The 21,356-nt window shown below is 36.4% G+C and carries 15 protein-coding genes; 7 read left to right on the top strand and 8 right to left on the bottom strand.

The genetic code is table 11. From position 1 onward, the window contains the following. The first annotated feature begins 181 nt into the window (after positions 1 to 181). On the top strand, positions 182 to 1,075 hold the full coding sequence (gene xerD, locus DYE60_RS07510) for a site-specific tyrosine recombinase XerD (protein ID WP_115316006.1): 894 nt from the start codon (positions 182 to 184) through the stop codon (positions 1,073 to 1,075). Between the two features lie 4 nt (positions 1,076 to 1,079). After that, positions 1,080 to 1,370, top strand: a complete 291-nt coding sequence (locus DYE60_RS10170) for a DUF5389 family protein (protein ID WP_147285453.1) — start codon at positions 1,080 to 1,082, stop codon at positions 1,368 to 1,370. Between the two features lie 58 nt (positions 1,371 to 1,428). On the opposite strand, the gene xylB is transcribed toward DYE60_RS10170, so the two are convergent. Beyond that, on the bottom strand, positions 1,429 to 2,904 hold the full coding sequence (xylB, locus tag DYE60_RS07505) for a xylulokinase (protein WP_115316005.1): 1,476 nt from the start codon (positions 2,902 to 2,904) through the stop codon (positions 1,429 to 1,431). Between the two features lie 78 nt (positions 2,905 to 2,982). Then, positions 2,983 to 3,894 (bottom strand): fructokinase, encoded by a 912-nt coding sequence (gene mak / locus DYE60_RS07500; protein WP_115316004.1) that lies wholly within the window; start codon positions 3,892 to 3,894, stop codon positions 2,983 to 2,985. Between the two features lie 188 nt (positions 3,895 to 4,082). On the opposite strand from mak, the gene DYE60_RS07495 reads away from it, so the two are divergent. Next, complete coding sequence (locus DYE60_RS07495; RefSeq protein WP_115316003.1) at positions 4,083 to 4,820, top strand: response regulator transcription factor; 738 nt, start codon at positions 4,083 to 4,085, stop codon at positions 4,818 to 4,820. Between the two features lie 51 nt (positions 4,821 to 4,871). Here DYE60_RS07495 and DYE60_RS07490 read toward each other — a convergent pair whose 3' ends face one another. From DYE60_RS07490 to DYE60_RS07480, 3 genes are read right to left on the bottom strand one after another with little or no spacing between them, the layout of a single operon-like run. Continuing rightward, positions 4,872 to 5,798 (bottom strand): ABC transporter substrate-binding protein, encoded by a 927-nt coding sequence (locus DYE60_RS07490; protein ID WP_115316002.1) that lies wholly within the window; start codon positions 5,796 to 5,798, stop codon positions 4,872 to 4,874. A 41-nt stretch (positions 5,799 to 5,839) separates the two neighbouring features. Then, positions 5,840 to 6,817 (bottom strand): ABC transporter permease subunit, encoded by a 978-nt coding sequence (locus DYE60_RS07485; RefSeq protein ID WP_115316001.1) that lies wholly within the window; start codon positions 6,815 to 6,817, stop codon positions 5,840 to 5,842. Positions 6,818 to 6,841: 24 nt separating this feature from the next. Next, on the bottom strand, positions 6,842 to 8,350 hold the full coding sequence (locus DYE60_RS07480) for a sugar ABC transporter ATP-binding protein (RefSeq protein ID WP_115316000.1): 1,509 nt from the start codon (positions 8,348 to 8,350) through the stop codon (positions 6,842 to 6,844). 158 nt (positions 8,351 to 8,508) lie between these two features. On the opposite strand from DYE60_RS07480, the gene DYE60_RS07475 reads away from it, so the two are divergent. After that, a complete protein-coding gene (locus DYE60_RS07475) occupies positions 8,509 to 11,082 on the top strand; it encodes an ATP-binding protein (RefSeq protein ID WP_115315999.1) in 2,574 nt (857 codons plus the stop codon). Positions 11,083 to 11,163: 81 nt separating this feature from the next. Here the strand turns inward: DYE60_RS07475 and hpaC are convergent, their stop codons facing one another. The 3 genes from hpaC to DYE60_RS07460 form a co-directional block, all read right to left on the bottom strand. Further along, positions 11,164 to 11,646 (bottom strand): 4-hydroxyphenylacetate 3-monooxygenase, reductase component, encoded by a 483-nt coding sequence (gene hpaC, locus DYE60_RS07470; RefSeq protein WP_115315998.1) that lies wholly within the window; start codon positions 11,644 to 11,646, stop codon positions 11,164 to 11,166. Positions 11,647 to 11,654: 8 nt separating this feature from the next. Then, positions 11,655 to 11,969, bottom strand: coding sequence for an HI1450 family dsDNA-mimic protein (locus DYE60_RS07465; RefSeq protein ID WP_115316446.1), 315 nt, complete (start codon positions 11,967 to 11,969; stop codon positions 11,655 to 11,657). An 83-nt stretch (positions 11,970 to 12,052) separates the two neighbouring features. Beyond that, positions 12,053 to 12,607: a DUF2799 domain-containing protein gene (locus DYE60_RS07460; protein WP_115315997.1), complete on the bottom strand. Its 555-nt coding sequence runs from the start codon at positions 12,605 to 12,607 to the stop codon at positions 12,053 to 12,055. A 260-nt stretch (positions 12,608 to 12,867) separates the two neighbouring features. On the opposite strand from DYE60_RS07460, the gene dapD reads away from it, so the two are divergent. The 3 genes from dapD to DYE60_RS07445 all read left to right on the top strand — a co-directional run bounded on the left by dapD (position 12,868) and on the right by DYE60_RS07445 (position 21,273). Further along, positions 12,868 to 13,692, top strand: coding sequence for a 2,3,4,5-tetrahydropyridine-2,6-dicarboxylate N-succinyltransferase (gene dapD / locus DYE60_RS07455; RefSeq protein WP_115315996.1), 825 nt, complete (start codon positions 12,868 to 12,870; stop codon positions 13,690 to 13,692). Between the two features lie 227 nt (positions 13,693 to 13,919). After that, positions 13,920 to 20,435, top strand: a complete 6,516-nt coding sequence (locus DYE60_RS07450) for a YadA-like family protein (RefSeq protein WP_115315995.1) — start codon at positions 13,920 to 13,922, stop codon at positions 20,433 to 20,435. Positions 20,436 to 20,442: 7 nt separating this feature from the next. After that, positions 20,443 to 21,273 carry an OmpA family protein gene (locus tag DYE60_RS07445; protein ID WP_115315994.1) on the top strand — a complete coding sequence of 277 codons (831 nt, stop codon included), beginning with the start codon at positions 20,443 to 20,445 and terminating at the stop codon, positions 21,271 to 21,273. Positions 21,274 to 21,356: the final 83 nt, after the last annotated feature.

The raw sequence follows: 21,356 nt of genomic DNA, 5'->3' as shown, positions 1-21,356 counted from the left end.
TTTAGTATTTAGTATTTAGTATTTAGTATTTAGTATTTAGTATTTAGTATTTAGTATTTAGTATTTTTGCATTGTTTGCTGAAAAAACAAGCATATGATAAGCGGTCAAATTTTTGTGAAAATTTACAATTTGTTTTATACTTTCAAATAATTACAAATTCTTACAAAAATCTGACCGCTTGTGAAAAAACTCGATCCTATCATAGAACTTTTTTTAGATAATTTATGGCAAGAATATGGCTTGTCGGATAATACTGTTGCCTCTTACCGCCAAGATTTAGAATTATTTAGCCTGTGGCTAGCCGAAAATAAAACCTTTTTAACCGTCGATCGTTTTGATTTACAACAGTTTTTTGGCGAACGTTTAGAGCAGGGTTATAAAAGTTCCAGCTCGGCGAGAATGTTAAGCTGTTTACGAAAATTTTTCCGCTTTTTATATGTTGAAAAATACCGTGCTGACGATCCGTCAGTTTTATTAAAATCCCCAAGAAAAACTCAATCATTGCCGAAATCATTAAGTGAAGATCAAGTTTCTGATTTGTTGAATGCACCGAATACCTTAGATCCCATTGAATTACGAGATAAAGCAATGTTGGAATTATTGTATGCCACAGGTTTGCGTGTCACTGAATTGATCTCGTTAAAATTAGATAATATCAATTTGCGACAAGGCGTGGTGCGAGTGATTGGTAAAGGGGATAAAGAACGTCTTGTGCCGATTGGCGAAGAGGCGAGTTATTGGATTGACGAGTTTTTTGAATATGCACGCCCACTATTACTGAGAAATGAGCAGTCGGATGTTTTATTTCCAAGTCGTAGAGGAACGCAGATGACACGCCAAACTTTTTGGCATCGCATTAAATATTATGCGGTTTTAGCGGATATTGAGAGTGAAAAACTGTCACCGCATATTCTACGCCACGCCTTTGCGACACACCTAGTGAATTATGGGGCGGATTTGCGTGTCGTCCAAATGTTGCTCGGGCATAGCGACCTTTCCACCACACAAATTTATACCCAAGTCGCAAAATCTCGGTTACAATCTTTGCACCAAAAATATCACCCAAGAGGATAAAAGCGTGAATTCATCATTTTCAAAATTTAGTTGGGCATTAGTCGGATTATGTTTGCCCTGTGCATTATGGCCATTAGCCTTATTGCTCACTCCTGCATTATCAAATGTCGGATTTAGTGGCTTGTGGTTAAATATTCTTTCTATTTCATTGTGGGTTTATCCTTTCATTCTGTTTTATGTCGCTTATTTGTTGCATAAATCCCATAAAAATAACAATAAAAGCGTAAAGTTTTGGTTATTGATAAGCTATATTATTGCTTACGGATATTGGGGATATATTTTTAGTTTGATTTAATAAAAAAGAAAAGTGCGTTTAAATAACGCACTTTTACTTTTTAGTTTTCGTTTATAGGTTAAATGGAGTAATACTGAGTTAAACAGCTTAGATAGCGTTGGTAAATTGGGGCATATTTTGCGGTATTTTCTTGAATTGGCGATGTTTTAGAAGAATCATCAATATGTACAAAATCACGACAAAGAGACACCAAATCTCCTTCATTATTGACCCACATTGCTTGAATCGCACCACCCAAAGCTGCTGCTTCTCCTTCGGTTAAGCACACGACCTCGACATTCATTATATCTGCAATCATTTGTCGCCAAACGGCACTTTTTGCTCCGCCACCAATTAAACGAATTTCAGAAATGTTTACTCCTGCTTGCCTAAATAAATTAAGTCCATAGCATAGCGTAAAACTAGCACTTTCTATCATTGCCCTTGCTAAATTTTCCTGCGTGAAATTTGTGCTATCTAATCCTAAAATACTCGCTTTTGCATTTGGTAAATCAGGCACACGCTCACCATTAAAGAAAGGTAAAATAGTGATGCCATCTGCCCCTATTTTTGCTTGTGAAATAAGCTGGTTAAACGCGTTTATATCCAAATTAAATAATGACATTATGGTGTTATTCGCAGATGTCATATTCATCACGCAAACTAATGGCAACCAACCACCAGAACTAGAACAGAAATTAGCGATCATTGGCGGTAAATTTTGCAAAGGCGTGTCGGTATAAGTATAAAGCGTACCTGATGTACCCAAACTCATTGTTACAACACCCTGCTGGATGTTGCCTGTGCCAATCGCTCCCATCATATTGTCACCGCCACCCGTTGCAACAATAACCTGCTCATTTAAGCCTAATAATTGAGCTACGTCTTTTTTGATGATTCCTAATCGTTGATCAGAAGAAACTAACTGAGGCAAAACCTGTTTAGGATCTAATTCTGGGGCAATCACATTGAAGATATCATCATCCCATTGGCGGTTAATGACATCAAAATAGCCTGTACCAGACGCGTCCCCATATTCAGTGGCAAATATGCCAGTTAGCCAATAATTAAGGTAGTCGTGGGGGAGCATTATTTTCGCAATTTGACTGTAAAGCTGAGGATGATATTTTCTCAACCAACTTATTTTAGAGGCGGTATAGCCTGTTTGACAGAGAATACCTAGTTTTTCAAATGCACGATCTGAGCCACCTAATGCCTGAATAAGTGCATTATTTTCCGTTGCGGTTTCAGTATCACACCATAATTTAGCGTTATATAAAGGCGTATCATTTTTATCTAACACCACCAGTCCGTGCTGTTGCCCTGATACGCCTATTCCTTTAATCAATAATGGCGAAATATTTGCTTCTTCTATCGCAAGTTTAAAGGCGTGAAGGAGGGCGTCAATCCACCAATTTGGTTGCTGTTCTCTGCGACCATCGCTATTTTCAATGAGTTGGTGAGCCGCATAGCCTCTCCCTATTACTTGCTTGTGATGGCTATCTACAACAATAACTTTTGTGCCTTGCGTACCACAATCAATACCTAAATACATAATGGTTATCCTTTAATATTATTGAAGCGGTCATATTTTTATAAGATTTTGCAAATTTATTTCTTTTGCTGTATTTGATTATTTTTCCAAAGGCCACAACCAAGCAGCCCCACGCACGCCACTAGAATCGCCGTGCATTGCTTTTTTGATTGGGGTTTGGAATTCTCGACCAAAAATATAATCATTCATTAAGCGTGGAACGTTAGTGTATAAACGTTCAATATTACACACGCCGCCTGCAAAAACGATAACATCAGGATCTAATACATTCACATAGGCCGCTAATGATTTTGCTAAACGTCTTTCGTAGGCTTGTAGTGATTGTTCTGCGATTGGATCGCCTTGTTCAGCCAGTTTAACAATTTCATCGCCTTTTAAACGGATTCCAGCACGTCTTTCATAATCATCACAAAAGCCTGTGCCTGAGACAAATTGTTCAATACATCCAGCTCGACCACAATGGCAGGGGGTGGCATCCATTACAGCTTTTTCTTCTGTGTCTGCCCAAGGTAATGGATTATGTCCCCATTCGCCGCCAATACCGTTTCCGCCATTATGCGGTTTGCCGTTGATAACAATACCAGAGCCACAGCCTGTGCCTAAAATAAGAGCGAGGACAATATTTTTTCCTGCTCCTGCACCATCGGTTGCTTCCGATACTGTCATACAGTTGGCATCGTTGGCGATACGAATTTCACGCCCTAATAATTTTTCTAAATCTTTATCTAAATATTGTCCATTTAACCACGTCGAATTGGCATTTTTTACTTTACCTGTAAAAGGCGAAATTGTTCCTGGAATACCCATTCCGACAGTGCCTGTTTGCCCTGTTGCAGCTTCGGCATCATCAACCAAGCCTTTAATTGCTTGTAAGGTGTCTGGATAAGATCCTTTTGGTGTTGCGACACGTTTTCTAAATAATTCTTCGCCTTGATCCGATAGGGCGATCACTTCAATTTTTGTACCACCTAAATCAATCCCAATTCGCATAATATTCTCCTTTTGTTCAAATAATTATTCAAAACATTGTTTGGTAAGCGGTGATTTTTTTCTGATTTTTTGCAAATTTTTATAAAAATATGACCGCTTGTTTGCTTTGAGTAACTATTTGTAATTATGGGTATTTTATATATACTATAGGATCTATTCTTAATTTCATTATTATGTGGATTTTGCTTATGCAACAAGATATTTCTATCCTAATTATTGACGATGACCCACAGATTTGTGAGCTGTTATGTGACACCTTTGATGACTATGGCTATAAGGTGAACACCGCATTTAATGGACAAGATGCACTTGCTTTACTTTCTCAAAATCCCTCAATTAAACTTATTTTTCTTGATCTTATTTTACCTGATATTAACGGCTTAGTTTTATTACAACAATTAAAATCCCTGAGTTCTGCCCCTATTATTATGTTGAGTGGGTTGAATACGGAATCTGATGTGGTTGTTGGGCTTGAAATGGGAGCAGATGACTATATTGCTAAGCCTTTTTATCCACGCGTTGTCGTAGCTCGAGCCAAAGCGGCTATCCGTCGTATTCAGCCACAACATTTCACCCCAAATTCTCTTTTTTCTGCAACAGTTCAGCAAGGTTTCAAATTTGATAATTGGTTGCTTGATACTGAAAATCATAAACTTTTTTCGCCTTCTCAAACAGAAATTGTGTTAACACAAGGGGAATATATTTTACTCAATGCGTTGGTTTGTAATGCTCGTAAAGTGCTGTCTCGTCAGAAATTATTAGAGCTTACCCATAATGAATCTTTTGAGATTTTTGATCGCACCATTGATGTGTTAATAATGCGATTACGTAAAAAACTTGAGCCTAATCCTAAAGCACCGACTTATATTAAAACCATTCGTGGTGTTGGTTATCTGTTTGATATTTGCTGCACGCCTATCAAATAACCTTTCCCCACTTTTAGATTTTAAAAGCAGGGAAAGGGCTGTTAGATCAGATTATTTTACTGTCCAACCTTTGTAGTCTTTGATATTTGATTTATCAATCACTTTTACAGGAATTAACACAGGGTCTTTTGGTGCTTCTTTACCTTGTAAAATATCATAACCAATGCGTACCGCTTCTGATGCCATTACTTGTGGATCTTGTGCTGGTGTACCAACGAATAAGCCTTCACGTTTTAATGCTTCTTCTGCATCTGGCGAACCATCTACACCCATAATGAAGAATTCTTTACGTTGCATTTGTAACGCTGCTAGCTCTGCACCGATTGCACTTGGGTCGTTGATAGCAAATACTGCATCAATTTTTGGATACGCAGTTAATAGGTTTGTCATTACTTCTAAACCACCTTCACGGCTACCTTTACCATTTTGGTTATCAGAAAGAACTTTGATTCCTTCGTGTTTAGCAAACACATCTTTACAGCCTTGAACACGGTCTGTTACTGCTGATACTGGTGGTCCATCAATGATAATTACATCCCCTTTACCATTTAATTTATCCACAATTGTTTGACACGCAAGTTCACCTGCTTGGTAGTTATTTGAGGTTACTGTTGCATTCGCACCATCTGCTGCTACATCAACAGCAACGACAATAATACCCGCATCTGTTGCACGTTTAACCGCAGGACCGATACCTTTAGAATCAGCCGCATTTAAGATAATCATATCTGTTTTAGCTGCAATAAAGTTATCAATTTGAGCCACTTGTTGTCCTAAATCATAGCCACTAGAAGCAAGTGTTACTTGAACGTCATTACCAGCAAGTTCTTTTGCTTTTAATTCAGCCCCTTTTGCAATCTGTACAAAGAATGGGTTTGCTAAATCACCAACAGTAACACCGATTGATTTTAACTCTTTTGCTTGCACAAATGGTGCTGATGCTAACATCAAAGATGCGGCTAATGTTTTTAATTTCATAGTAAAGTTCTCCTAATATTTGAGAAATAATGAAGCTTTTATCAAGCTGAACGGGTACGATATTTGTCGATTAACACAGCGACAATAATTACCGCACCTTTTATAACGAGTTGCCAGAAATATGACACGCCCATTAAAGTCATACCATTATTTAAGGTGGCAATAATCAATGCACCGATCAGCGTACCGACAATTGTTCCGATACCGCCAACGAAACTTGTTCCACCTAAAATAACAGCTGCGATTGCATCAAGTTCGTATCCCATACCAAGATTTCCGTTGGCACTGAATAAACGAGATGCACTCATTACACCACCTAAACCAGATAATAATCCGCTAGCAGCGTAAACAAAGATTAACACAACAGATACTTTGATACCTGTTAAGCGAGCAGCTTCTACATTACCACCCACTGCATAAATATGTGTACCGAGTGTGGTTCTACGTAAAATAAACCAACACACTGCAATCACCGCAAAAGCAATCACAACTAACCAAGGCACTGGCCCTAAATAGCTATTACCAACCCAACTAAATGAAATGTTTGAGTTGATCACTGTTGTACCGTCTGCAACAAGGTAAGCCGCACCACGCAATGCGGTGTAAGTCCCCAATGTGACGATAAATGGCGGTAATCCCGCATAAGCAACCAGTAAACCATTAAAAATCCCCATTCCTAAACCGGCTAACAGTGCAATAGGTACAGCAAATTCAGCAAGGGCGGGATTTAATGATGCAACAAGCCCCATTACAGCAGTTACCCCAAGAATTGAACCCACAGAAAGGTCAATCCCCCCAGTTAAAATAACAAAGGTCATACCGGCAGCTAGTACAATATTGATCGATGCTTGGCGAGTAATATTCATTATATTGGCTTCACTCATAAAGTGCGGTGCAACAAATGAAAACACAATCACGATAAGAATTAAAATAGGTAAAATTCCCATCGCTTGCATAGTATCTGCCCAAGCAATTTTTTTGAAACTTGCTTTTTTGTCTACTTGAGTCGCTTTTTCCATTTTTGATCTCCTCTAAATTTTTTATTATTCTGTTTCTGCACCACAAGCCAGTGCCATAATTTTTTCTTGGTTGATATTGCCATCTTGTAATTCACCCACAATGTGTCCTTCTTGCATGACATAAACTCGGTCACTCATTCCCACAATTTCAGGCAATTCACTTGAAATCATTAGAATCGCCACACCTTGTTTTGCCATTTCCGTCATCATTTTATAGATTTCACTTTTCGCCCCCACATCAACCCCACGCGTTGGCTCATCTAAAATAAATAAGCGTGGATTGATCGCATACCAGCGAGAAAGTAAGACTTTTTGCTGGTTTCCGCCTGAAAGCCCGCCAACCGTTACATTGGCATTTGGTACACGAATTTGTAATCCTTGAATGGCTCTGTCTGCTTCTTCTTTGCCTTTTTTCTGATTAACAATCATCATTGATGCATCACGCTCAAGGGTCGCCATTGTGATGTTGTTAAACACATTCATATCAAGGAATAAACCTTCTTCTTTGCGGTTTTCAGGCAGGAGAGCAATACGGTGTGCGATTGCATCACGTGGTGTTTTAAAACTGATTTCCCCACCGCTTAAATAGATTTTACCCTGTGTTGGTTGAGAAACACCGAATAGTAAGTGAGCTAACTCAGAGCGTCCCGCACCAACCAAGCCGGATAATCCAATAATTTCACCTTCACGAATCACGAATGAGGCATTTTTTACTTTATGCCCATCAGACAGGTTTTCTACTCGTAATACTTCTTTGCCCGCAGGGATTTTTTCTTTGTTAAAGAGATCCGTTAATGGTCGTCCCACCATCATTTGCACCAAACGGCTCGAATCAATTTCTTCTCTCACTAATGAGCCGACATATTTACCGTCTCGCAACACACTCACTCGGTCAGCGAGTTCATAAATTTCTGCCATACGGTGGCTGATATAAATAATCGCCATTCCTTCATCACGTAATTTCTTAATTAACGCAAATAAACGTTCCGTTTCACGAGAAGAAAGGGCTGCGGTTGGCTCGTCCATCACCAAAATACGGCTATTACGGTATAACGCACGAGCAATCTCAACCTGTTGCTGTTCAGCAATGGTCAGAGAAGATACTTTTTGCCAAGAATAGAATTGAGCCCCCAAGCGATCTAAGGCTTTTTGTGCTTCCGATTCCATCGTTTTACGATCAAGACCAAACATTGTTTTAAGTTCTTGTCCTAAAAAGATATTTTCATACACCGTTAAGTTAGGAGAGAGTTGAATTTCTTGATAAATGAGCGTAATCCCCGCTTTAATGGCATCTTTTGGGGAAGAAATGGAAAAAGGTTGACCATCAATTTTAATTGAACCAGTCGTTAAAGTATAAGCCCCCGCAAGAATTTTCATTAAGGTACTTTTCCCTGCTCCATTTTCACCCATAAGTGCGTGAATTTCCCCTTTATAAATATCTAAATTTACATCTTGTAAGGCATAAAAAGAGCCAAAGCGTTTGGCGATATCTTTCATCTCTAATAGAGGTAATGTATTTTGTGTTTGAGCCATTTTATCCTCCAATAATAAAAATTAACCTAATTAAATCATAAAATTATGAATAAAATATTTTATGGTTCATTCATAATTGTCATAATTTCAGGCTATACTATCCAGTAAACTAAGGAATAAGCGGTCATAAAAAAGTCATTTTTTGCAAAGGGTTTAGGATGAAAAAGTCTTTATTTACAAATGGTTACAATGTTAAGTTTCGTTTGATTGCGTTTGTGATTTTAACCATTATTTTTATTTCTTTTATCAGTATTACTGCCATTTTAGGGCTGAATAATACTTATGACTCTTTGTCAGATTTGAGAAGTAGATCACAAAATCAGATCTTTTTTTCGATGACCTTAGGGGTCAAAACTGCACAAATATCATCCTATTCCACACGTTTAATTCAAACAATGAATGCATTGGAATATAAAGAGCAATCTCAGCAACTCTCGCTCTATGCTGATGAATTACGCCAATTTTTATCACAACTAAAACTTGATATATCAGAAGAAGAAAATCAGCCACTAATAAAGGTCGTAGAGCAAATTAATTTATTAGAAAGAACGCTACAAGATTTACTTTTTAACGCTCACGAACGCCATATTATCCACAATAATTTATTAAGTTCATTACACCAAATGCAGGTGCATCTTCGCCAAATTAAGCAATTAGAAAAAGAAAATCCCATTTCAGCTTATTTTATGTTTCGCTTAGATAAATTAGAAAATTTGGCTCAAAAGGCAGCAGAGAGTCATTTTTCTGAGGAAATATTTATTGGGTTGCAATCCGTTTATTCTTTTTTGCCAAATTTTAGTGAGAATCTTAAAACAAACGAGGAGTTAGCTAAATTACAGAAAATTATTCAGAGTGATATTTTAGAATCAAATAAATTAGCAGAAATCAATCTAAAAATTAAATTATTGACCTATCAAATTAACGCCTTAGTGAAAAAAATAAACAGCGATTATTCTGCAATTGTTACCAATAAATTCAATGACTTAAATTCAAAATCTGGACAAATTCAACAAAATATTTCAACCAAAAGCATTTATATTTCAGTGGTTTCTTTTATTGCTGTTTTCTTACTAATTTCTCTGAGTGTCTATTTTTATGATTTACTGGGTAAGCGTCTTTATTCCATCACCCAAGCATTGAAAAGGCTTTCTCAGGGTGATAAAACAGCCCAAGTCCCACAACAGCAAACCCAAGATGAAATCGGTGATCTCGCTCGTGCTTTTCATCGTTTTTACCAAAATGTCGTCAAGCTAGAGCAGACCGATGCCTTGTTAAAAGAGAAGAGTGAATTGCTGGAACAAACCTTTTCGACTATGCGAGATGGCTTTGTTATTTTTGATAAAGAAATGCAGATCATTTCTTACAATGAAAAATTTAAAGAGTTGCTGAATGAATTTATGAGTAACCCTGCTCAGCCACTAAATATTGAAACACTAGCGGTCTTTTTTAATCAAAAAAATGCAAATTTATACGGAAAAAACACCGCTATCACGCCTGAAATATTAATCACCCCTAATCGTGAGCAAGAGTTACTTGAAATCGCATTTAATAACCAAATTTTAGAGTGGCGTTCGACGACCCTAGAAAATGGTTTAGTAGCATTTTTAATTAACCGCACTGAACGTAAAAAATTAGAAAGTGATCTTGCTCATAGCCAAAAAATGCAAACAATCGGGCATTTAACGGGAGGCATTGCTCACGATTTTAATAATTTCTTGGCGGTTATTATTGGAAATTTAGATCTGATTGATCCAGAAACCTTAACGGAAAAACAGCAAAAACGTTTACAACGAGCCTTAAAAGCGGCGGAAAATAGTGCGGAGTTAACTCAGCGTTTATTAGCGTATGCTAGAAAACAACCATTACATCCAAAGGATCTCGATCTAAACAAACTGATTATCGAATTTAACGATTTTATTAAACATAGTATTCCACCGACAATACAAGTGGAGCTGGAATTAACGACCGATTTACCACACATTTATATTGATAAAACCCAGTTAGAAACGGCGTTAATGAATTTAATTGTCAATGCAAAAGACGCATTAACAAATGGCGGAAAAATTATTATTCGCTCCACCTTGCAAGTTATTCAACGTACCCATCATATAGAAAAAATGGTACAACTTTCTATCATTGATAACGGTTGTGGAATGGATGAAGCAACCCAAAAACAAATTTTCGAACCTTTCTTTACCACCAAAGGGCAACGGCGAGGCAATGGATTAGGGTTATCAATGGTATATGGCTTTATTCGTCAATCAAAAGGGCGGGTAGTGGTGCAATCTAAAATCAATGAAGGCACGGCGATTCATTTACAGTTGCCGCTTGCTCAAACATCGTTTTTACAGCATAAAATCAGTGATAATAAGCGTGCTATTGTTTCTCAAAAAGTGAAAATTTTAGTGATAGAAGATAAACCAGATTTGCGTCTAACTTTAATGGAACAATTAAATAATATGGGCTATTTGCCTATTATTTGCGGTTCAACAGCAGAAGCAATAGAAACATTAAAAACCGAAAAAGAGATCGGTTATTTACTTTCTGATATTGTGTTGGCAGAACAAATGACAGGCGTGGATATCGCAAAATTTGTGCAACAAAATTATCCAACAATAAAAATTTTGTTAATGACAGGACATACCGAACAGCTTGAAAAAACTAACGCATTTCCGATTATGACTAAGCCATTTAGACAGCAGGATCTAATGCGAGCATTAAGAAATTTATAGATATGAAGCGGTTAAATTTTATTGAAAATTTGCAAAAATAAAAATTTGTAAAAAGTTAATAAAATTTAACCGCTTCACTGATTAGTGAATGTTTGCTGTTTGAAAGCCACGATTAAAATAAGTCAGCACGTTGCTTTCACGTGTTTGAATATCCGTTAATTGCAACAGAAAAATAGTGTGCGTGCCGATTTCATAACTATCAATAATATCCCCTGTCAGCGTTGAAACAGCGTCTTTTAATTCTGGTTGAGCATTCTCCGTCCAAATATCCCATTCAAAGCGTTGCTCTATTGTGGAGTCCAACATATTGGCAAAATGTTTGGCTAACTCTTCTTGCTCAGGGGCTAAAATATTGACACAAGCCTTGCCATTTTGTTTAAAAAGATCGTGTGTGCCACTGCTTTTGTTAATGCAAAATAGCACGGTCGCAGGGCTATCGCTTACAGAGCATAATGAGGAAATGGTTAGTCCTGTTTTCCCCGCCTTGCCATTGGTCGTGACAATGCTGACTGCGGCAGGTAAATGTGCCATTGCGTTACGAAATTCTAATGAAAAATCACTCATTTTAGCCTCTATTCCTTCCAAATAATGTGGTATTCACGGTTTTCTGCTTGATGTGAAATAAGAAAACGTGCAAAAACATCGTCCATTTCATCCTGTTCATTTACTAATCCAATCCAGACTTCTGCAAAAGCATCAGGATCGATTAACACCCCAATTTCTTCATCCCAATTTTCACTGGTTTCTACCATCTCTACCGCTCCACGCTCTTCAAATTGAAGGTTGAACAGTAAAATATCCGCAGGATCAAGATTTTCTCCCGCCATTTCTAAGAAAATATCATACGCGATATCAATCGCTTCATCAGGCGTAAGTTTTGTTGCCATTTCAGTCATTTTGTTTCTCTATTTAGTATCAATAAGCGGTCAGTTTATCAAAAAAATTTGCAAAAAAGTAAACTTCTGCGATTTTAATCTTGTTGTTCATTTTTCGCAATGCGTTGTTCTAAGATAAAAATCTGCTTCTGTAAACTTAGCATATAATTTCTGGCTTCTTTTTCGGTTTTAAATTCTAACATTTCGCCATTGAGTAATTTTTGTAATTTTGCTTTATGTTGTGCAAGAGTGCGTCGATCTTCAATGAGCTGTTGTGTTGCTTGATAGCCTTGATAAGCCTTTTGATGAATTTTTTGTAATTTATTGTTTGAGCAAACGGCATTAAAGGAATAGCCTAATTGCCCAAGACGAGTGGCATTTTCAGCAGTACAATAATGAGTGAGTCCTTGCTCTCGTCCTTTTTGCCACAAACTAAAATTAGGAATAACGCCCGTTTCAGCACAGGCTTCTTGATGATCGTTGATACGCTCAGGATAATGTCCTATCACCCCATCATTATAACCAATTGCCTGCCAATCCTTTGAAAGGCATTGTTCTTTCGTTAAAGAAGGCGATGAACAGCCCGTCAAACCAATAAATAACGTGATAGCCGTTACCGATACGAATAATGTTTTAAATTTATTTTTCATTTTTATGTCCTTTCGTTGTGTTATTTATTTTTGTAGGAGTATTGAATAAGTAAAGTGGATGGAGTATGCACCTATTAATTTATTTGATACTAGAAGTATATAAGTAATAAGTTGCTAATGCTCTCCTACATTTTGTCAAAATATGAACAATTATCCTTAGTTGCAATTTTGATATTATAAATAGATAATAATGCGTTGGCTAATAAAGTCTTTCTACTTTATTTAATCTATTTCCAAATTTTCATTTTATTAAGGAACATATCATGTCTTTACAAGCAATTATCGAAGCAGCATTTGAACGCCGTGCGGAAATTACTCCAGCAAACGTGGATGCTGAAACCAAAGCAGCCATTGAAGAAGCCGTTTTAAAATTAGATTCAGGCGAATTACGTGTCGCTGAAAAAATTGACGGTGAATGGGTTGTTCATCAATGGTTAAAAAAAGCGGTGCTGCTTTCATTCCGTATTCGTGATAACGTGTTAGTGGACGGTGGCGAAACCAATTATTATGACAAAGTGCCATTAAAATTTGCTGAATATACCCAAGAACGTTTTGATAAAGAAGGCTTCCGTGTTGTGCCATCAGCAACAGTTCGTCAAGGGGCTTACATTGCAAAAAATACCGTGTTAATGCCATCTTATGTGAACATTGGTGCGTATGTTGATGAAGGCACGATGGTAGATACGTGGGCGACAGTGGGTTCTTGTGCTCAAATCGGTAAAAACGTGCATTTATCAGGCGGTGTAGGCATTGGTGGTGTATTAGAGCCATTACAAGCAAACCCAACGATCATTGAAGATAACTGCTTTATCGGTGCAAGATCAGAAATCGTTGAAGGCGTGATCGTAGAAGAAGGTTCTGTGATTTCTATGGGCGTATTTATCGGACAATCAACCCGTATTTATGACCGTGAAACGGGCGAAATCCATTACGGACGTGTGCCAGCAGGCTCTGTGGTTGTATCAGGTAGCTTACCGTCAAAATGTGGTAAATATAGCCTTTACTGTGCGGTTATCGTGAAAAAAGTGGATGCTAAAACTTTAGGTAAGGTGGGCATTAACGAGTTATTGCGTACAATTGAGTAAGGTTTGTAATACTTAGTAAATTTAGAGAATAATTCTTTAATTTTAGTCACGAATAATCTAGAAAATAAGAGATGAGTTTCTGTATGTAATGGAAGCTCTTCTCTTATTTTTTTGTTGTCTATAAAAAAAACAACAGGTCAGACCATTCTTTCTTTGAAAATATCCATATATACTTAAGGGTTATTTGTTTAGTATACTGATAAATAGTTTTAAGACAAGGATGAATTATGAACAATATATTCAAGGTGATATTTAATCACTCTACAGGGACGTATCAAGTCGTATCTGAGCTTGCTAGAGGGCAAAGCAAATCAAAAAGTATAAAAAAATCAAGTCAAAGAAAAATCGTATCTGTTAGTCTAGTCACGATTTCAGCATTATTAACCGTTTTTCCCAATTTTGTTTTTGCACAAAACGATCTTCCTGTAAATGACGGTACGAAAGGAATGAGCGTTCAAACAGGGCAAGATGCTAAAGCAGGTCAAGAAAATTCAGTGGCTATTGGGCATAGTGCGAAAACAGAAAAGAGTGGGGATGAAACAAAATCTTCTGTTGCTATAGGTGCTAATACAACAGCTTCCGGTTCTCAATCTATTGCGATTGGAGGTTCAAAAAATTCTGATGATGGAGCTAAAGCTAAAGGTGAACAATCCATTGCTATTGGTGCTGATGTTGTTGCTAAGGGTAGCTCAAGTATTGCAATTGGTGGAGATGATTTAGATGATATCGCGAATGCTTTAGGAAAAGATGAGAGAGTAAAACAGGATAAATTCGGTTGGGGAGATTTCAATGAAGAAAAAAGAAAAGAATTTAATGATTCAATGGTTGCTAAGCATTATCTAGAAAAAACAGGGCATTACTTAGTCGGTGATACTAAAGTAGAAGACGGAAAGTATGATCGATTTGTAAAAACAGAGGCAACAGGACAAGGTTCTGTTGTTATTGGAGTACAATCAAGTGCTAAAGGCGATTTAGCTACTGCAATTGGAACCATTTCAAGAGCAGATGGTATGGATTCAACTGCTTTTGGGGTTGGTGCTGCTGCATTGAGAGATGATTCAATTGCTTTGGGTGCGGGCTCTCAAACAGGTGATAAAACCGAAATGCAACTTTCAATGAACACTAAAAATGATTTTTTTGAAAATGGTGAGGCTAGAGAAGGTGCAAAAGGTAAAGGCTCAAAAGCAGAGAAAGTTGAAAGAGCCGAAATAATAATTGAAGCTATTAAAAATGGTGAAAATAATAAAATTAAATATGGTAACTTTGCTGGTGGTAAAAATATAGAAAATGGTGGTGAACAATTATCTATCGGCTCAATTGGCTATGAGAGACAAATCAAAAACGTTGCTCCAGGTGCTGTTAAAGAATGGTCTACCGACGCAATCAATGGATCGCAACTATATGCAACAAATAAAGTATTAGGTAATGTTGCAGGTAGTGTAGTAAATAATTTCGGTGGTAATGCGACATTAACACCAGAAGGAGGCATCACTTTTACTAATATTGGTGATACAGGGGCTGATAATATCCATGATGCAATTAAAAAGGTCAATCAAGATGTCTATGTTCATGTTAATGAAAATACTGATACTCAGCTTAACGGTGACAGTAATGATAACAAAGGTAAAATTGATTCAAAAGCAGGTGCAACAGGTAAATATAGCGTAGCGATTGGTGTAAGTACTAAAGCTCAGAATGAAAATACGATTGCAATTGGTAATGTAGCAACTGCAACTGGAAAAGACTCTTTTGCAGCAGGTCCTCACTCAAAAGCGATGGGCGAAGCTTCTATCGTTTTAGGGCGTATAGCTAAAGCAAATGGTGAAAGATCTATTGCAATTGGAGATAGTACTGAAGCCTCAGAATTTAGTTCTATTGCATTAGGCCGTACAGCGAAATCTCAGAAAAAAGAAGCTATTGCAATTGGTAATGGGGCTGATGGGAATGGTGAAGCGGCTGTAGCTTTAGGTCGTACATCAAAAGTATATGGTAATGATTCTATTGCAATTGGTAATGGAGCAAGAACTGGTATAGCACCTAAAAATAATGGTGTGCAAGGTAGTGGAAATTACTCAATTGCAATCGGCCGAGTTACTGTAGTAGAAGGACAAAATGCAGTTGCATTAGGACATAGTGTTCAAGTTAAAAGTAATTATGCAACAGCACTAGGTTCTTTATCTCAGGCGAAAGAAGAACACTCTATTGCTATTGGTTCAAATTCTATTGCAAATCAAGGAATTCCAACAAACAGTGGTTGGGATATCAACAAAGGAGCAACTGGCGGTAATGCAGATGAAACAGATCTCATTTGGAAAGCAAACACTGCCGCTGTTTCTATTGGACATGATGGTAATACAAAAAACACCCAAAATCAGAAATTAGGTAGCATAACTCGTAAAATTGTCAATCTTGCTGCTGGTAGTGCCGATACTGATGCAGTAAACGTTGCACAGTTGAAAAAGGTGAAAACTTATATTGATGAAAAAGGCTTAACTTTCACTGGTAATACTGGTGGAGATCATAAAGTTAAGTTAAACAATAAAGTAAGCATCGAAGGTGCTGAAAATGGAGAAGATATCTCTGTAAATGCGCAAGCAGATGGAAATAATGCAAAACTTCAATTAGCATTACAAAAAGAAACTGAACTTAATGAAACGAATAAACAAAGTACTAAAGTTGCGACATCACAAGCGGTCTATAATGCAATAAAAAATGCAAAATCTAATGTAACAGGTGATAATGTTATTAAGGTAACAGGTCAAAAAACAGATGATGTACAAGGCAATACGTTTAGTTTATCGATCAATGATAAATCCATTGATAAAACTAAAATCAATGACAACACAGTACGAGACTTTGAAGCAAAATCTCGTGAAACCGTTAAGGGTGAAGGAGATATTGAAGTTACTGTAAATGATCAAGATGCAAATAAAGATAATCGAGTATTTACAGTAAAACTTAGCCAAAGTGCACAGCAAAAACTTAATAAAGCAGGCGCTAAAGTTACAGCGGGGAATGGCATTACCTTAACCGATCTAAATAAAGATAAACAAGATCAACCTGCTAATTATCAAATAGCGGTTAAACCAGCTGATGAAACATTAGTTGTCGATAATAATGGTGTAAAAGTTAATACCGTAACATTAATGGTAAATGATGGGAAAATTGCTGATGTAGATAATACTAATAAGAAAAAATTAGTAAATGCTGGAGACATTAGTAATGCGATTAATCAATCAGGTTTTAAACTTTCAATTGGTGGTAATACAGGCTCGGTTCAAAATACTAATAATCAGAATTTTGAATTGATTCATCCATCCGACGAAGTAAAAATCATTGGTGGCGATCATATTACTGTAAGTCAAAAAGCAGGTGGGATTACCATTGCTACAAATAACCAAGCAATTACCGAATCAGCTCAATTACCTGTAGTTTATACAGACAAAGATGGTAATAAGTTGACCAAGATAGGGGATAAATTCTATAAAACAGATGCTGAAGGTAATCCTGTTGATAGAGAAAATAAAAAGCTTATTGTAAAAGGTAACAAAGCATATCCAGCAGGTACCGATATAAATAATATTACTGATTTAACAGAACAAGTACCTGAAACAGAAACGATAAATCCAAGTGACATTATTGCTTCAATGAATAATGCTGATGGTAAAACCTCAACAGCAACCACCTTAACAAACGTGAAATCTACTCTTGCAGGAACTAAAGATTACACGCCTAATGCAAAAGACATTAAAGATGAAAAAGGTAAGATTGTGGCGAAACCTGCAAATGGTAAAGATATGGCTGCTTATGATAAAGCGGTCAGAAATGCGAAAGCAAATGCAAAATCTGAGATAGATAGAACAATTCCTACAATCACAGATTCACAAAAAGCTAACGCAGCTACTGTTGATGATATTTTGCAAGCAGGCTGGAATTTACGAGAAAATGATGAAGCAAGAGATTTCGTAAAAGCGTATGACACAATAAACTTTGTAAACGGTCAAGGTACAAATGTTTCAATTGATACAACCGCTAATAAATGGTCTGAAGTAAAAGTAAACGTTAATGTTGATAACTTAACTGTTGAAGCTATTGATTTCGTCGATGGTAAAAAGGTAGTCGAAGCTGAAGATAACAGATGGTATGAAGCAAAACCAGATGGAACTCCAGATAAAACCAAGCCAATTGCAGATGAAAAAATAGAAAAAATCAAAAATACTATTCGAGCTAAAACAGTGCAATTAGCACCAGAAATTAAGCAAGGAGCAAGTACGCCAACAGGTAAAATTGTTGAGCTAACAGGAAATGATGCAAAAGCACTTGTTAATGCTGGAGATATTGCTAAAGCGATTAATAATGCTGGCTTTAATATTGTTTCCTCTGCAGAGGGCGGTAAAGTAACTGGTAAAAATGAAGATCATCTAGTGAAGATAGGTGAAAAAATTGAATTAATTGCTGGTGAGCATATAACTATTAATCAAGATGGAGGGAAATTTAAATTTAGCACAAATAATCAAGCTATTTTAAATGATACTTTACAAGCTGTGGTATATACCAAGGCTGATGGCACAAAAGTATATAAACAACCAAATGGTGATTTCACCACAGGAAAAGATGGTTCTGGTGAGAAAATTAAAGATATTGGAAGTATTATTACTTCGATACAAAGCGCTGATGGTGATACTAAAAAACCAACTACACTTACTAATCTAGCTGGTAACTTAGATGGAGCAAAAGCAAATACAACTGCACCAACAACTTCAGCTAAATTACCAGAAGGTGATAAAACACTTAATCAAAATAATGCTGCAACTGTAGGCGACGTTTTAAATGCAGGATTTAATTTACAGAATAATGGTAAAGCAAAAGATTTTGTGAAAGCTTATGACACTGTGAATTTTATAAATGGTCAAGGCACAATTGCTAAAGTGGAAACTGATGCTAAAGGTCAAACGTCTAAGGTTAGTTATGATGTAAATGTTGATGGTAAAACAACAGAAATTACAGGTAAAGATAGCAATGGTAATAAGGTTGTGAAAATCGGAAATAAATTCTACAGCGTAGATAAATCAGGAAAAGTAGATAAAACAAAAGAAGTTCAGGCTTCAAATGTTGTATCAACCGCAATTTCTGCTAAAACGACGCAATTAGAATTAGCCAAAAATCAAGATAACAAACCTACGGGTAAAATTGTTGAACCAACTGGTAATAATGCAGAATCTCTTGTTAATGCAGGTGATATAGCCAAAGCAATCAATAATGCAGGCTTTAATATCCTTGCTTCTGCTCAAGGTGGTAAAGTAACTGGTGAAAATAAAGATCATCTAGTGAAAGCGGGTGAAAAAGTTGAATTAATTGCAGGTGACCATATTACCATTGAACAGAAAGGTGGAAAATTCACATTTAGCACAAATACTCAATCTATTTTGAATGATAGCTTGCAAGCCATTGTTTATACTAAAGCTGATGGCACAAAAGTATATAAACAATCAAATGGAGATTTCACTACAGGAAAAGATGGTTCTGGAGAAAAAGTTAAACCTACAGAAATTATTACTGCGATACAAAGTGCAGATGGCTCAACGACGGAGCCAACTACACTGACAAATTTAGCTGGTAACTTAGATGGTGCAAAAGTAGGCACAACTTCACCATCAATTTCAGCTACTTTACCAAAAGGCGATAAAGCATTAAATCAAAACAATGCTGCCTCTGTTGGAGATGTCTTAAATGCAGGCTTTAATTTACAAAATAATGGCAAAGCAAAAGATTTTATCAAAGCTTACGATACCGTGAACTTTGTAAATGGAGCGGGTACAACAGCAAATGTTTCAACTAATAGTAAAGAAACAAAAATAACATTCAATGTTAATGCTGATAATCAAACTATCCGAGTTACTGGTAAAGCAAAAGATGGCGCTAATATTGTTCAGATTGTTAAAGATAACAATATTGTTTGGGTTAAAACAGATACTAATGGTAATCCAATTGATTCTGCAGTGATTAACGCGGGAGATGTGGTAAGTAGCTCTATTTCTGCAAAAACGATCAAACTAGCCGTTGAAAATCGTGAAAATAATCCAAATGCAGGAAAGGTCATTGTACCAGAGGGTAAAAATGCTAAATCTTTAGTTAATGCTGGTGATATTGCAAATGCTATTAATAGTGCAAGCCATAAAATAACCAATAAAAATACGGATACTGAAGTGATTGCAAAAGTTGGTAGTGCAACAATTAAAGCAGGCAGTAAATTAACGGTGGAAACAGGTAAAAACTTAGTTTCTAAACTAAATAAAGATGGTTTATTACAAATTTCAACTGCGAATAATGTGAACTTTGATAATGTACAAATTGGAGATGTTGTCATTAATAAAAACACAGGCATTAATGCTGGCAATAAGCAAATTAAAGGCGTTAAAGCGGGTACTGCACCAAACGATGCTGTCAATGTAGCTCAGTTAAATTCAAGTAACCAAAATATTTACAAAGCAATTAACAATGTAGATAAAAACGCGAGAGCAGGAATTGCAGGTAGTGCTGCAATGGCAATGCTAGCTCAGCCACTTGAAAGTGGAGAAGCTTATGTGACTGCAGGTGTTGCAACACACCGAGGTGAAAGCGCATTAGCCGTTGGATTATCAACATCATCTGATAATAATAAATGGATTGTTAAAGGAGCTTTGGCAGTAGATTCTCAGTCTAATACAACTGTTGGTGCTTCTGTTAGCTATAAAATATGGTAGGTAAATAATGAAAAAATTAAATGTAGTCATGCTTTCAACTTTTGTGAGTATTGCTTTCACTGGATGTAATAGTGTTGTCGATACAAATCAAATCAATGATGAAGGAAATTTAGTAAGTAAAGATTTAAAATGGCCCGCAATTGAAGAGGCAAGTTTAGAGGGCGGAACATTCCCCTCTCAAGATGAAATTGATTTGTTACAGAAAAATTTAACTCGCTCACAGTTAAAAAAAATTATTGAACATCCCCATTTTCAAGAAAGATTTCGTGCAAAAGAATGGAATTATTTATTCAATTTTAATATGAGTGACGGTTCTATTAAACAATGTCAACTAAAAATTTTATTTGATAAAAATTATCGTGCACAAAATTATTATTTGAAGCCAGCAGATTGTTTACACGAAAAATTAAATTTAAGTGCGGATATGCTATTTGAATTTGATAAAAGTGGATTCAATGATATTCGTCCTGAAGGGAAAAAAGAGTTGGAAAAATTAGCAAACTATGTCCTTAAGGAAGGAAATAAAGCTCAATTAAGCCTTATTGGTCATACAGACTATATGGGAAGTGATGATTACAACCAAAAACTTTCTGAAAGACGAGCTGCAACTATCGGAGATTATCTAATAACTCAAGGTGTTAACCCTAAGAATATTACAACTGCTGGACGAGGTGAAAAGGAACCTATCAAACAATGTGATAAAAAATTGGAAAAAACAAGATTAAAAGAATGCCTGATTACAAATCGTCGCGTAAGTGTTGAAATTAAACGTTATAGCAAACATAAAATTGTTTGGCATGATATTAATATGACATATTCTGAGTTAAGAAATAAATAGTAATCCTATTTTTAAGCAAAAAGCAGGCAATGTGCCTGCTTTTTTATTTAATAAATTTTACAAATTCTTACTCAGAACTAACC

The organism is Phocoenobacter uteri, from assembly GCF_900454895.1.
Taxonomy (GTDB): domain Bacteria; phylum Pseudomonadota; class Gammaproteobacteria; order Enterobacterales; family Pasteurellaceae; genus Phocoenobacter; species Phocoenobacter uteri.
This window is presented reverse-complemented; position numbering and strand designations above follow the sequence as displayed.